A 13,435-nucleotide genomic window follows, 5' to 3' on the forward strand; every position below is an offset into this window, starting at 1 on the left:
ATCAGTGGGGGATGAAGAACCCCCCCACTGATGGAAATTTCACATTATCCATTTACTACTTCATCAATTATCGCTAAAGTCATTTCCGCTAATTTATTTAGCTCTTCTATCGGCATTTTTTCATTTGTTGTATGAATTTCTTCATAACCTACCGAAAGAACGACAGTCGGAATACCGAATCCAGCAATGACGTTTGCATCACTTCCACCGCCGCTATGTAAGAGTTCACAACTTCGACCAATTTTCGTAGCTGCTTTGCGCGCTACCTCAACCACATGATCTCCTTCAGCAAATTTGAAGCCAGGGTACATGATTTGAACATCGACTTCCGCTCTTCCACCCATGTCAGCAGCAACGGTTTCAAACGCTTCCTTCATTTTCGCTACTTGTGCTTCCATTTTTTCAGGAACTAGCGAGCGGGCTTCTGCTAAAATATCAACACGGTCACAAACGATATTGGTTTGACTACCACCTTCAAAGCGTCCAATATTAGCTGTTGTCTCTTCATCAATACGCCCTAATGGCATTTTCGCAATTGATTTCGCTGCGATCGTAATAGCTGAAATACCTTTTTCAGGGGCCACACCAGCATGTGCGGTTTTACCGTAAATCGTTGCTTTCACCTTCGCTTGTGTTGGCGCAGCAACCACAACATTCCCTACTTTTCCATCACTATCAAGCGCATAACCGAACTTGGCTTTTATTAAAGAAGGATCGATGGCCTTCGCACCTACAAGACCAGACTCTTCCCCAACTGTAATCACAAATTGAATTGTTCCATGTGGAAGATTTTGTTCTTTAAGCACACGAATAACCTCAAAAATGACAGCTAATCCAGCTTTATCGTCTGCTCCTAAAATGGTTGTTCCATCTGTGACAACATAACCGTCTTTAATAGATGGTTTAATTCCTTTGCCCGGTACGACTGTATCCATATGGCAAGTAAAATAAATAGGTTCTACCGAATCATTTGTTCCTTGTAGTGTACAAATCAGATTCCCTGCACCATGTCCTGTTTGCGCAGTCGTATCATCTTCGAAAACATCAACGCCTAAATCAGTAAATTTTTGCTTCAATACCTTCGCAATTTCGGTTTCAAATTTCGTCTCCGAATCAATTTGTACAAGTTCTAAAAATTCGTCTAAAAGGCGTTGCTCGTTTATCATCTGAAATAACCTCCAATTATGTATTCATTTTAAATTATACAAAGAAATGATAAACCATACAAATCAAACACCTAGTCGATTGGAAGTTAAAGAACAAAAGCGCGGGGCATCTTGATCAGCCCCGACAAGCAAATGCCGTCCCAAAGAGGAGGTTTGCACTTTAACCTCATCTTTGGGGCGCCATTTGACCTCGAGGACGACAAAGGCTCGGGCGTCCTGTCGCATTGTCGACACTAACACTTCCTGTACGTCGGGGCTAGGACGCTTGCGCTGGACGTGGATTATACAAGTTAAGAAGTTATCTACATCCGAGTATTTTACAGTTTCCAAAAAAATAAAAAAAGATAGAATCAGCAAAAATATGCTTCATCTACCTTATAATGTTAAATTATAAAGGAATATTCCCATGCTTCTTAGCTGGACGTGATTCCTTTTTATTACGAAGCATTTCTAACGCTTGGATAATTTTTATTCTAGTTTCTCTTGGATCGATGACATCATCGACCATTCCCATACTTGCAGCAACATATGGATTCGCAAATTTCTCACGGTATTCTTCGATTTTTTGCTGACGTAGCGCTTCTGGATTTTCACTACTGTCGATTTCGCGCGCAAAAATAATATTGGCAGCTCCTTGTGGTCCCATTACGGCTATTTCTGCATTTGGCCATGCAAATACTAGATCTGCTCCAATCGATTTACTATTTAGTGCAACATAAGCACCACCATATGCTTTTCGTAAAATAATCGTTAATTTCGGAACGGTTGCCTCAGAATAAGCATATAAAATTTTCGCTCCGTGACGAATAATTCCCCCGTGTTCTTGTTTTACTCCTGGGAAAAAGCCTGTTACATCCTCAAACGTAATAATCGGAATATTAAAGGAATCACAGAAACGAATAAAGCGGGATGCTTTATCAGATGAATCAATATCAAGCCCTCCAGCCATAAACTTTGGCTGATTACAAACAAGTCCGACTACCTCGCCTTTAACCCTTGCCAACCCAACAACAATGTTTCTAGCAAAATCTTGGTGAACTTCCATGAATGAATTTTGGTCCACTACCTGCTCAATTACTTTTCGAACATCGTATGGTCTTACCGCATCGAATGGGACAACATCCGTTAAATCTGGACGATAATCATCTTCCAGATCAGCTTCTTTGCGAGGCGGCTTCTCTTCATTATTTTGTGGCAAATAGCTTAATAGATTGCGAACCTTTTCAAGAATTTCTGCTTCCGTTTGACTATGGAAATGAACATTTCCACTAATTGAACTATGAACTAGGGCTCCCCCTAAGTCCTCTGCCGATATTTTTTCACCTGTCACGGTTTCGATTACTTTTGGACCGGTAATAAACATTTGACTCGTTTTTTCAACCATAAAGACGAAATCAGTAATGGCAGGTGAGTATACAGCCCCACCAGCACAAGGCCCCATAATGACTGAGATTTGTGGAATCACTCCAGAATAAATCGCATTGCGGTAGAAAATATGGCCATATCCATCTAATGAGACGACGCCCTCTTGAATTCGTGCTCCGCCTGAATCATTGAGACCAACAAAGGGTGCACCGTTTTTAGCTGCCAAATCCATCACATTAGCGATTTTTTTCGCGTGCATTTCCCCTAATGCTCCACCAAATACCGTGAAATCCTGAGAAAATAAATAAATCGGGCGGCCATTTACCTTTCCGTAGCCTGTTACAACACCATCTCCAGGTCCTTTTTGATCAGCTAAACCAAAATCATTGCATCGATGCTCAAGAAAGGGATTTAATTCTACGAAGGAGCCTTCGTCAACAAGTAGCTCAATTCGTTCTCTAGCTGTTAATTTTCCTTTTTCATGCTGTTTTTCAATTCGTTCATCTCCGCCACCAAGTTCAATTTCACGTTTGCGATCATAAAGTTCGTTGATTTTTTCATAGATGTCTGCCATTTATTTGTTCAATCCTCTCTTTTCGCAGTATTCAATAAGGACTCCGCCAGTTGATTTAGGGTGCATAAAGGCCACCATTGCCCCACCAGCACCTTGTTTTGGCGTTTCATTTATCATCCGAATTCCTTTTTCCTTTATATCATTGATTCGCTCTTGGATCGAATCAACCGCTAATGCCACATGATGAATCCCTTCCCCACGCTTAGCAAGGAATTGAGCGATCGCACTTTCTGAAGTGGTAGGTTCTAGAAGTTCAAGCTTTGACTCGCCTATTTTTAAAAATGCGACTTTCACTTTTTCACTTTCTACCTCTTCTATTCCTTGGAGTGATAGATTTAATATTTCTGTATAAAAGGGAAGAGCTTTCTCAATGGAATGAACAGCAATCCCAATATGATCAATTTTCTTAACCAATTGTACCCTCTCCAGTTTGAAAGTTTAAAATAATATTAATCATTTCATTATTCGACAAAAAAGTCAAAAATCCTTCCTTATTTAAGTGGTTGTTGTAGGAGACTTTTCTAGGTAAAATAATAGTAGTGAAAATCGAAGAAATAGAAGGGAATGGTATAACCATGTCAAAAAAAACACAAAAAATCGTTGTGTACTGTATGCTATTCGCAATGCTTGCTTCAACCTTACTTATTGGAGTTGCATCGTTTTTATAAAAGAATAGGGACTGTTCCAAAGGAGCAGTCCCTATTTTTGTATTGCGCCATTTTCTCTAGCAATGTCTTCAAAGCTTTTATTGGTTGAAGTGACAACAATTTTTGTACCTAATGGAATGAAATCGTATAATGATTCTACCGCTTCATTTTGCATTCGAATACAACCTTGTGAAACATTTTTTCCAATTGATTCGGGTTGATTGGTTCCATGAATACCGTATGTTCGACCATCTGAATCTTTCGCATCAAAACCGATCCACCTAGTTCCTAAAGGATTATCAGGCGACCCACCTGGAATATCTTTCTTTCGATAATAAGGATTGATCGCTTTTACCGTAATGGTAAATAGTCCTTCAGGAGTAAGATCCTCTGTTTTTCCAGTCGCCACACTTATGACCGTTTGTACACGATTTTCGTTAATAAAAGCCATTTCATTTTTCTGTTTATTAACAATGACAAATGGGTCTCCTGGCATAGGATTCTGCCCCAATGGCCAAATAGGAGAAAGGAAGAGAGTCAGTACAAAGGCTGTAAATGTTTTAAACATAACATCACCCTTACCTTATTTTCCATAGTTTGCCTCATTTACTTGCATTTGATTCGGGCTATTTTCTTTCCTTAGCCCTTTAAAGGAGCTTTTTATAATTAAGTACTGCTCTATTTCCTTAACAATTTGAAAAAGAGTAGCTCTTGATTCAAATTCTTCTCTTGTCTTTGGTAAAGGCATTTCTTGAAACTCATCCCTTAGCTCTTTTAACTTAGTCAAAAAGTAGGTAGCCGTATTTCCAGGATGAATATGTTCTGACAATTCCGCAAAAAAGTCAGCAGTCATTTTCCCTTGCTTAACCGTTAACGGAATTGTGGTAATCATTTGTAAAATTCTCTCTACAATTTCTAACTGCTTATCCCTCATTTTGAAATAATGAAAATAAAGATTTTCATTTCGTAAAAATCGATTTTCCACATCGCGATAAGAGAGGGCTTTCGCTTCCTCAATTAGCTTTGCTGTTGCCAAAATTTCTTGCCCATTCCAATCACTCCTACCTGTTTGTAAATATTGCACCAATTCTTGAAAGATTATCCTTAAATTTGCCTCAATCATTTGTTGATAGTCTTCTAGCTTTTTATCTAAACTTGGCATATATAAATTCATCAATAAGGCCACGCCAATTCCGATAACAATTACTTCCACTTCATGTAATAGCAGTCCCCATGTAACCTGACCTGCTGAGAAAATATGTAAAATAATGACACAACTTGTTACAACCCCATCCTTTAGCTTCAGCATGACAAGCGTCGGGATAAAAAATAAAAGCATAATTCCAATCATAACTGGATGATAGGCAATCCCTTCAAAAAAGATAAAGGAAAAAGGCATCGCTAATAGACAGGCTAAAAAACGTTCCCATGAGGTCATTAAAGATTTTCGTTTTGTCACTTGAATACATAAGATAGTAATGATACCGGCTGAAACATAATTCCCAAGGCCAACCTGATGGGCAATCATAATCGCAATCGTCGTGCCAAGCGCTGTTTTGAGTGTTCGATAACCAATTCGATATTTCATAAGACGTCTCCCTAATATAATGAAAAAAGATGATCATCATTGACCATCTTTTTCTTTATCATTTACATACAAATATTTTATTATTGTTATTTTATGATAATAATTAATTGTTTTAAAGCATTTTTTCTAAAAATTCTTGTGCACGTTTACTCTTTGGTTGTGAGAAAAATTCTTTTGGAGGAGCATCTTCCACTAATACGCCACCATCTAAAAATAGTACTCGATCCGCAACTTCTCGGGCAAAACCCATTTCATGTGTGACGATAGCCATTGTCATTCCCGTATGTGCCAAAGATTTCATTACTTCAAGAACTTCCTTAACCATTTCTGGATCGAGCGCAGAGGTTGGCTCATCAAATAACATAACATCAGGCTGCATCGCCAAAGCCCTTGCAATAGCTACTCTTTGTTTCTGACCTCCAGATAATCTAGTCGGATATTCATTCGCTTTTTCAGCTAAACCAACCTTATCTAATAATTCCAAAGCCAATTTTTCTGCTTCCTGTTTACTTAGCCCCTTCACCTTGATGGGAGCATAGGTCAGATTCTGCATTACAGTTTTATGAGGGAATAAATGGAAGTGCTGAAATACCATTCCTACATTTTGTCGTACACTCATAATATCCGCTTTTTTATCTGTAATATCTTTGTTATTAATGAATACTTGCCCACCCGTTGGAGTTTCTAGTAAATTTAAACAACGTAAAAAAGTAGATTTACCAGATCCTGATGGCCCGATAATTGCGACCACTTCACCTTCTTTTATCGTTGTCGAAATTCCTTTTAACACTTCGAGTTTCCCATAATTTTTATGCAAATCAGCTACTTTAATCACTTCGTCTCATTCTCCCTTCTAACACTTTTCCAAGAACAGTTAACGTCATGACCATTAAGTAATAAATAAGTCCAGCTAGCAATAGCGGCTCGAAAAAGGAAAATTTATCTGCACCAACAATATAGGAACGACGCATAATATCCATTGCTCCAATGGTTGTTACGATCGCAGATTCTTTTGTTAAAGTAATAAATTCATTCATAAGTGCGGGTAAAATATTTTTTAAAGCTTGTGGTAAAATTATATCCCACATCATTTTCTTATAAGGAATTCCTAGTGCCATAGCTGCCTCTTGTTGACCTTTATCAACAGCTAATATTCCCGCACGAATGATCTCAGAAATATAAGCCGCAGAGTTCAGGGCAAATGCTAGGACAGCTGCCGTATATGGCTCAATTTGATAGCCAAATATTTGTGGAGATCCGAAGTAAATAAGCATCAATTGCAGTACTAATGGAGTTCCACGGAAAATGGATGTATAGGCATCCGCTAACCAATTTAATATTTTTAGTGATGATATTTTTAATAATGCCAAAACGACACCGAATGCAAATCCAAGTATACCAGCGACAAGAACAATTTTAAGAGTAACCCCTACACCCTTTAAAATAAATGGCAGGGAGGGAAGAATATCTGCGAAATTTAAATTCATTCCATAAAACAACCTTTCATAACATATTTTAAAAACGTTCAGAAGTTATATCTCCTGAACGTTTTTAACGAGAAACCATTATTCTCCGCCAAACCATTTCACTACTAATTTATCAAGTTCACCATTTTCGATCATTTCATTTAATGCTGTATTAAAATCTTCTGTTAAATCGCTGTTTTTAGGGAATGCAATCGCAGAACCAGCTTCTTCTGCAGCAGCATCTTCGATTGTAAATCCTTCAATATCTTTGTTCTTTTTAAAATATCCGTTTGCTACTGTATCCTCGATAATCGCCGCATCAAAACGACCTGCCTTGATTTCTTGAATTAACTCAGGAATACGATTGCGATTTTCAATCTTGAAATCGATTGTTTTAGCCATTTCCGTTGCTTTTTCCTCTTGAATTGAACCAAGTTGTACCCCTACTGTTTTACCTTTTAGATCATCAATCGATTTAATTCCACTATCTTTGCTAGAAACGATCATATGATGTGCTGTATAGTAAACATCGCTAAAATCTACACTTTTTTTACGCTCTTCTGTTGGAGTCATCCCCGATAAAACGAAGTCAACTTGACCATTTTCTAAGGCTGAAATTAAACCGCTAAATTCCATATCTTTAATTTGAACTTCATATCCAAGCTTGTCAGCGAGAGACTTGGCAATATCTACATCAAAACCAATAATTTCTTCCCCTTTAGCTGTATCAATATATTCAAATGGTGGATAATCCGCCGAAGTTCCCATAACAATCACTTTCTTCTCTTCTTCTTTAGAACCGTTAGTTGAATTATTTGCTTTATCGCTTGTCCCACAAGCAGCGAGTAAACCAATTAATAGAATCATCATAATCGAAAAACCTTTTTTCATTTTAAGATCCTCCCCATATTTTTATAAAAAATATTAATATTTATTCACATAAATGTATTTTAACACGGTTTTATAATTATGCAATAGTATTTTTAAATATTAATAGAGAAGGGGGATCCGCAAAAAAACAAACCCCAGATAATCTCTGGGGTTTTTAGTGTGTTACAATTCTTCACAATGTTGGTCAAAAGCATTTTGTAATTTTGTCACGACTGACATAGGGTCATGACCTTCAATTTCATGTCTTTCAATCATAGTAACCAGCTTACCGTCTTTTAAAAGGGCAAATGAAGGTGAAGAAGGTGGGAACCCAGTAAAATAAGTTCTTGCCTTTTCAGTTGCCTCCTTATCTTGCCCAGCAAAAACAGTAACTAAATGGTCTGGGCGCTTGTCATAATGTAATGAATGAGCCGCTGCTGGTCTAGCAATTCCACCTGCACAACCACAAACAGAATTAACCATTACTAGAGTCGTACCTGTTTTAGCAAGTGCGTGCTCCACCTCTTCAGACGTTTTTAACTCCTCATATCCTGAAGCCGTTATTTCTTGACGTGCTTGGCGAACAACGTCATTCATAAATAAATTAAAGTCAATATTCATATAAAAAACTCCTTTCTAATTTTATAATAACATCATACCAATTAAAGAGGGATTATTTCAATTTGAGAATAATTCATCAACCGCAGCTGAAACTGTTTTTTCTCCATTCATCACAGCTTTTTCAAGCGCTGGTAGTGATGCTCTTACTTCTTGTTTATGGAAAAAACGATAATGTAGCTGATCACTGATCATAGAATAAAGCCAATGTTTATTTTGTTTTTTCCGTCGGTCATCGAATACGCCCGAGTTCCTCGTTGTTTTTTCAAATTGTAAAATCATATCCCATATTTCTATGATCCCTTCAAACTTTAGTGACGAACATGTATAGGCTTTTGCTTCCCAGCCTACCGTTGCCGGATGAATGAAATGTAGGATACGGTTATACTCAGACTTTGTTTTCAAAGCGCGAGGCTTATTTTCTCCATCCGCTTTATTGACAACAATGGCATCGACTAGCTCCATAATTCCTTTTTTCATGCCCTGGAGCTCGTCTCCAGCTCCGGTTAGAACAAGGAGCATGAAGAAATCGACCATGTCACGAATAATTGCTTCACTTTGCCCTACTCCGACTGTTTCGACTAAAATGACATCGAAGCCAGCCGCCTCACATAAGAGCATCGTTTCTCTTGTCTTTCGATGGACCCCGCCAAGTTTTCCCTCTGAGGGAGATGGTCGAATAAAGGCATTTGGATGACGAGAAAGCTGTTCCATTCTTGTTTTGTCACCAAGAATACTCCCACCACTTATGCTGGAACTTGGGTCGACCGCTAAAACGGCAACCCGTAATCCTAAGCTACATAAATGCATTCCAAACGCTTCAATAAATGTGCTCTTTCCTGCACCAGGAACTCCTGAAATACCGATTCTTAATGATTTTCCACCATGAGGGAGAATCAATTGTAACAACTCCTGAGCAATGGGGAAATGCTTTTCGGCATTACTCTCAATTAAGGTTATCGCTCTAGCCAAACTTGTACGATCCTTTTGCATAATTCCTTCATAGAGCATCGGAATAGAAATGGATGTCCCACTCCGATTTTGAAATCGACCTTTGCCAGATATTTGGTCCTTATTTTCTGCCATTTACGATGACACTTCCTCATAGCCAAGCTGCTTGTATATAGCTTGAATAACCTTTTGTGCACTCACGGGAATAACAGTTCCTGGCCCGAATATTGCGGCAGCACCTTGATCATATAGATATTGATAATCTTGGAAAGGAATAACACCACCACAAACAACTAAAATATCTTCACGACCTAACTTTTTTAACTCCGCGATTAATTGTGGAAGTAATGTTCTATGACCCGCAGCAAGTGAACTCATTCCAACAACATGGACATCATTTTCAACAGCTTGTCGTGCGGTTTCTTCTGGTGTTTGGAATAATGGTCCGATATCGACATCAAAGCCTAAATCAGCAAAAGCAGTAGAAATGACCTTAGCTCCACGGTCATGGCCATCTTGGCCCATTTTTGCAATAAGAATCCTTGGACGTCTACCTTCATTTTCTAAAAATTCGTCAGTCATTTCTTTGACTATATTAATCTCTTCCTCGTTTGAATAAGCACTGCTATACACACCACTTATTGAACGAATGACAGCTTTATGTCTTCCCGCTACCTTTTCAATCGCATCAGAAATTTCTCCTAAAGTTGCTCTAACTCGTGCTGCCTGAACAGCTAGCTCGAGTAAATTTCCTTCTCCTTTTTCTGCCGCTTTCGTTAATTGGGATAATGCTTCTTCCACTTGCTTCTCATCTCGAGAATCCTTTAACAGCTGTAACTTCTCAAGCTGCTTCGCACGAACCTCGGTATTATCGATATTTAAAATTTCAATTTGCTCTTCTTCGTCGAGTCGGTAGCGATTCACTCCAATGATTACTTCTTTACCTGAATCGATCTGGGCTTGTCTTCTGGCTGCAGCTTCTTCGATTTTCATCTTAGGAAGACCTGTCTCAATCGCCTTTGCCATCCCGCCTAAACTCTCAATCTCCTCGATATGCTCCCAAGCGCGATCGATAAGCTGCTTCGTTAACGCTTCTACATAATACGAGCCACCCCAAGGATCAATCACATTCGTGATTCCCGTTTCTTCCTGCAAAAATAACTGCGTGTTTCGTGCAATACGTGCGGAAAAATCGGTCGGTAAAGCAATCGCTTCATCAAGCGCATTCGTGTGTAAAGATTGAGTATGCCCCATCGCCGCTGCATGTGCTTCTAATAAAGTACGGATGACGTTATTATATGGATCTTGTTCTGTTAAACTCCATCCTGATGTTTGCGAATGAGTTCTTAAAGCAAGTGATTTTGAATTTTTAGGATTAAATGACTTCATCATCTTAGCCCAAATGAATCGTCCTGCGCGCATTTTAGCAACTTCCATAAAATAATTCATGCCAATTGCCCAGAAAAACGATAATCTTGGTGCGAAGGAATCAATATCAATTCCCGCTTTCAGCCCTGTTCTTACATATTCCAATCCGTCAGCAAGCGTGTAAGCAAGTTCAATATCAGCTGGTGCTCCGGCTTCCTGCATATGGTACCCAGAAATACTAATACTGTTAAATTTCGGCATATACTTAGCCGTATATTCAAAAATATCGGCAATAATTTTCATCGACATTTCTGGTGGATATATATAGGTGTTACGCACCATATACTCTTTTAAAATATCATTCTGAATCGTTCCAGACAGTTTTTCTTTACTTACCCCTTGTTCCTCAGCCGTAACAATAAAGAAGGCAAGTACTGGAAGAACTGCACCATTCATCGTCATAGAGACAGACATTTGATCTAAAGGAATTCCGTCAAATAATATTTTCATATCTTCGATGGAATCAATTGCTACTCCAGCTTTACCAACATCGCCCACTACACGAGGATGATCTGAGTCATAACCTCTATGAGTAGCTAAGTCAAACGCCACCGATAATCCCTTTTGCCCCATCGCAAGATTACGGCGATAGAAGGCATTACTTTCTTCTGCTGTAGAGAATCCTGCATATTGGCGAACTGTCCAAGGGCGATTCACATACATTGTCGGATATGGACCACGTGTAAATGGAGCGATTCCCGGCATATCATTTATGTGTTCAAGATTAGTGATATCTTCTTCAGAATATAACGCCTTTAATTTTATTTGCTCATTTGTTTCAAATAACAACTGATCTATATTTTGATTGATTTCTGTTTCCGCTTTTTTCTTCCAATCTTCTTTTGAGAATTTTTCCTGGGTATTCAACTTTATTTTTCGAAAATCAGGTTTATTACTCACTATGCTCCACCTCCTCAATCTCAGTAATGATGGAAGATAAAAATTCAAAGCAATTGGTTTTTACATGAATAAACTGATTAATTCCTGCACTTTGCCAATCGCTTTGTACATCTTTTTCTGGTAATCCAGCCAAGTATAAACTAACTTCAGAATGGGAAGAAGTTAGTTTTTTTACTATTTCAAGACCAAACTCATGATAAATCTCATTCGAGCTACAGATAACAAAATGTTTTGATGAACTTGCCAATAAAAACGCTTCTGCCTCATCAGAATTTGAAATCGAATGGCTTCTAACACATCCTAAACCACCCGCTGCAAGAAATCCTGTTATAAAATCTGCACGTGCTTTATGCTGCTTTACTTCCCCTAAACAAATTAACCCGATTGGAGATTGATTTTTTAATAAACTTGCCCTTTGTCTTAGTTTTTCAAAAGACTCTGATAATCTTAATGGTAAAATAGGATTGATTGAATGAAAATTTCCTGTATCAGGTATGCTTGCAGGTTCAATTAGATACGACTTCTTACCTGCTTCTTGCAGATTGGCATACACATTTGTTCCGATCACGCTTTGTTTCCGAGTATGAACATCGTTAAGGCGTTTCTTTAAGACTTTTGCAATTTCGGTTTGTAGCCAGTTGGATTCTAAAACAGCTAGAATCCCACCCTGATCATCTATTTCTAAAAAGGAATTCCATGATTTTTCGACTAACTCATTCGTTAATGATTCGATATACCAAGAACCACCTGCTGGATCCACAGTATTTTTTAGGTGCGATTCTTCTTTTAAAATTAGCTGAGTATTTCTAGCTAATCTTTCTGATAGAGTCGTTATCGTTTCTAGATCATTAAAGGCTTGAACTTGTAAGTATTGAATTCCCCCTAAAATAGCTGCAAATGCTTCATTTCCTGAACGAAGAATATTTACATGAGGGTCATACAAAGTTTTGGTAAAGGATGAGGTTTCTGCAATGATTTCCATTCCTCTATGTTCAGAAGAAATACCGTATGCTTCCCCAATTTTATCCCAAAGTACACGCGCGGCTCTTAGTTTAGCTAATTCCATAAAGAAGTTTGATCCAATTTGAAACTTAAAGATCAATTTCACAAACAGCTTTTCAAGTGAAAGTCCACGCTTTTTTAATTCTTCTATATAATACACAGCAGTTGCTAATGCAACAGAAAGCTCTTGGACGGAGCTCGCTCCACCGTTATGGTAAGGAGTCGTATCAATAAGAATAGTTTTGAGTTTCGGTAAAGACTGGTCTGTTAGACTAATTGATTCTGCCCAGGTATCTAAATAGCTTGAAATTGTTAATGGAAATGAACCTTGCTTGACTAATAAAGAAATTGGATCTTCTCCAACATAGCCGCTACATTTATTTTGTCCTAAAATTGCAACCAATTGTTCCAAAAAGCTTTTTTGTAATCCCTTAGTTTCAATTGCTAAAGGTGCTACCGAAATAAGTTCACTTAAAAAGTCTAGCGAATCCAATAAATCTTTTTTCACTTTAAAAGCTAAAGCTGATTGTCCTTTATTCAATGCTTCAGCAAGATTTACTTTTAATTCATCGACATTTTCATAAGATATGTTTTGAGCAATTTTCCAAGGATTTGTAAGATATCCGAGCGCATGTATCCCTCTTCGATAATCCTTATCACCTGGTAAACTTATTTTTTCAGATAGGTCATCCGCAGAATAAAGCGGTTTCAAAACGATATCCTCATATGTATGTTTCATTAAAGAATCAAGCTTTTTTCCTTTTAGTGATTCTTCAGCTTTTTCCTTCCAATCCTGAAAACTTGAAGGTGAAAATGTTTCATTCCTCATTTGGACGCTGCACAAGTACAGCTGCCCTCCC

13 protein-coding genes are annotated in these 13,435 nt (G+C 38.1%); 1 reads left to right on the forward strand and 12 read right to left on the reverse strand.

Annotation, left to right across the window (positions count from 1 at the left end; translation table 11 throughout):
• Positions 1-44 precede the first annotated feature (44 nt).
• The 3 genes from ACFSO7_RS18610 to mce all read right to left on the reverse strand — a co-directional run bounded on the left by ACFSO7_RS18610 (position 45) and on the right by mce (position 3,519).
• The gene (locus tag ACFSO7_RS18610) at positions 45-1,166 is read right to left on the reverse strand and encodes a tripeptidase T (RefSeq protein ID WP_377878869.1); all 1,122 of its coding nucleotides are present in this window, start codon (positions 1,164-1,166) and stop codon (positions 45-47) included.
• Positions 1,167-1,554: 388 nt separating this feature from the next.
• Positions 1,555-3,105, reverse strand: a complete 1,551-nt coding sequence (locus ACFSO7_RS18615) for an acyl-CoA carboxylase subunit beta (protein ID WP_377878870.1) — start codon at positions 3,103-3,105, stop codon at positions 1,555-1,557.
• Positions 3,106-3,519 (reverse strand): methylmalonyl-CoA epimerase, encoded by a 414-nt coding sequence (gene mce, locus ACFSO7_RS18620; protein ID WP_377878871.1) that lies wholly within the window; start codon positions 3,517-3,519, stop codon positions 3,106-3,108.
• A 161-nt stretch (positions 3,520-3,680) separates the two neighbouring features.
• Here mce and prli42 point away from each other — a divergent pair, with 161 nt between their 5' ends.
• On the forward strand, positions 3,681-3,773 hold the full coding sequence (gene prli42 / locus ACFSO7_RS18625) for a stressosome-associated protein Prli42 (protein ID WP_377878872.1): 93 nt from the start codon (positions 3,681-3,683) through the stop codon (positions 3,771-3,773).
• A 31-nt stretch (positions 3,774-3,804) separates the two neighbouring features.
• Here prli42 and ACFSO7_RS18630 read toward each other — a convergent pair whose 3' ends face one another.
• The 9 genes from ACFSO7_RS18630 to ACFSO7_RS18670 all read right to left on the reverse strand — a co-directional run bounded on the left by ACFSO7_RS18630 (position 3,805) and on the right by ACFSO7_RS18670 (position 13,419).
• Positions 3,805-4,320 (reverse strand): L,D-transpeptidase, encoded by a 516-nt coding sequence (locus ACFSO7_RS18630; protein WP_377878873.1) that lies wholly within the window; start codon positions 4,318-4,320, stop codon positions 3,805-3,807.
• 15 nt (positions 4,321-4,335) lie between these two features.
• Positions 4,336-5,340 (reverse strand): aromatic acid exporter family protein, encoded by a 1,005-nt coding sequence (locus tag ACFSO7_RS18635; protein ID WP_377878874.1) that lies wholly within the window; start codon positions 5,338-5,340, stop codon positions 4,336-4,338.
• 112 nt (positions 5,341-5,452) lie between these two features.
• Entirely contained in the window at positions 5,453-6,175 is a 723-nt protein-coding gene (locus ACFSO7_RS18640; RefSeq protein ID WP_377878875.1) for an amino acid ABC transporter ATP-binding protein, read from the reverse strand.
• Positions 6,168-6,827 carry an amino acid ABC transporter permease gene (locus ACFSO7_RS18645; protein ID WP_377878876.1) on the reverse strand — a complete coding sequence of 220 codons (660 nt, stop codon included), beginning with the start codon at positions 6,825-6,827 and terminating at the stop codon, positions 6,168-6,170. Before ACFSO7_RS18645 ends, ACFSO7_RS18640 begins: the two co-directional genes overlap by 8 nt.
• 78 nt (positions 6,828-6,905) lie before the next feature.
• Entirely contained in the window at positions 6,906-7,697 is a 792-nt protein-coding gene (locus ACFSO7_RS18650) for a transporter substrate-binding domain-containing protein (protein WP_377878877.1), read from the reverse strand.
• Positions 7,698-7,859: 162 nt separating this feature from the next.
• Positions 7,860-8,297, reverse strand: a complete 438-nt coding sequence (locus ACFSO7_RS18655) for a BrxA/BrxB family bacilliredoxin (protein ID WP_377878878.1) — start codon at positions 8,295-8,297, stop codon at positions 7,860-7,862.
• A 57-nt stretch (positions 8,298-8,354) separates the two neighbouring features.
• The gene (meaB, locus tag ACFSO7_RS18660) at positions 8,355-9,380 is read right to left on the reverse strand and encodes a methylmalonyl Co-A mutase-associated GTPase MeaB (RefSeq protein ID WP_377878879.1); all 1,026 of its coding nucleotides are present in this window, start codon (positions 9,378-9,380) and stop codon (positions 8,355-8,357) included.
• Positions 9,381-11,573: a methylmalonyl-CoA mutase gene (gene scpA, locus ACFSO7_RS18665; RefSeq protein WP_377878880.1), complete on the reverse strand. Its 2,193-nt coding sequence runs from the start codon at positions 11,571-11,573 to the stop codon at positions 9,381-9,383.
• Positions 11,566-13,419: a methylmalonyl-CoA mutase family protein gene (locus tag ACFSO7_RS18670; RefSeq protein WP_377878881.1), complete on the reverse strand. Its 1,854-nt coding sequence runs from the start codon at positions 13,417-13,419 to the stop codon at positions 11,566-11,568. Before ACFSO7_RS18670 ends, scpA begins: the two co-directional genes overlap by 8 nt.
• Positions 13,420-13,435 lie beyond the last annotated feature (16 nt).

Source organism: Bacillus sp. CGMCC 1.16607 (assembly GCF_042683745.1).
Lineage (GTDB): Bacteria > Bacillota > Bacilli > Bacillales > Cytobacillaceae > Pseudoneobacillus.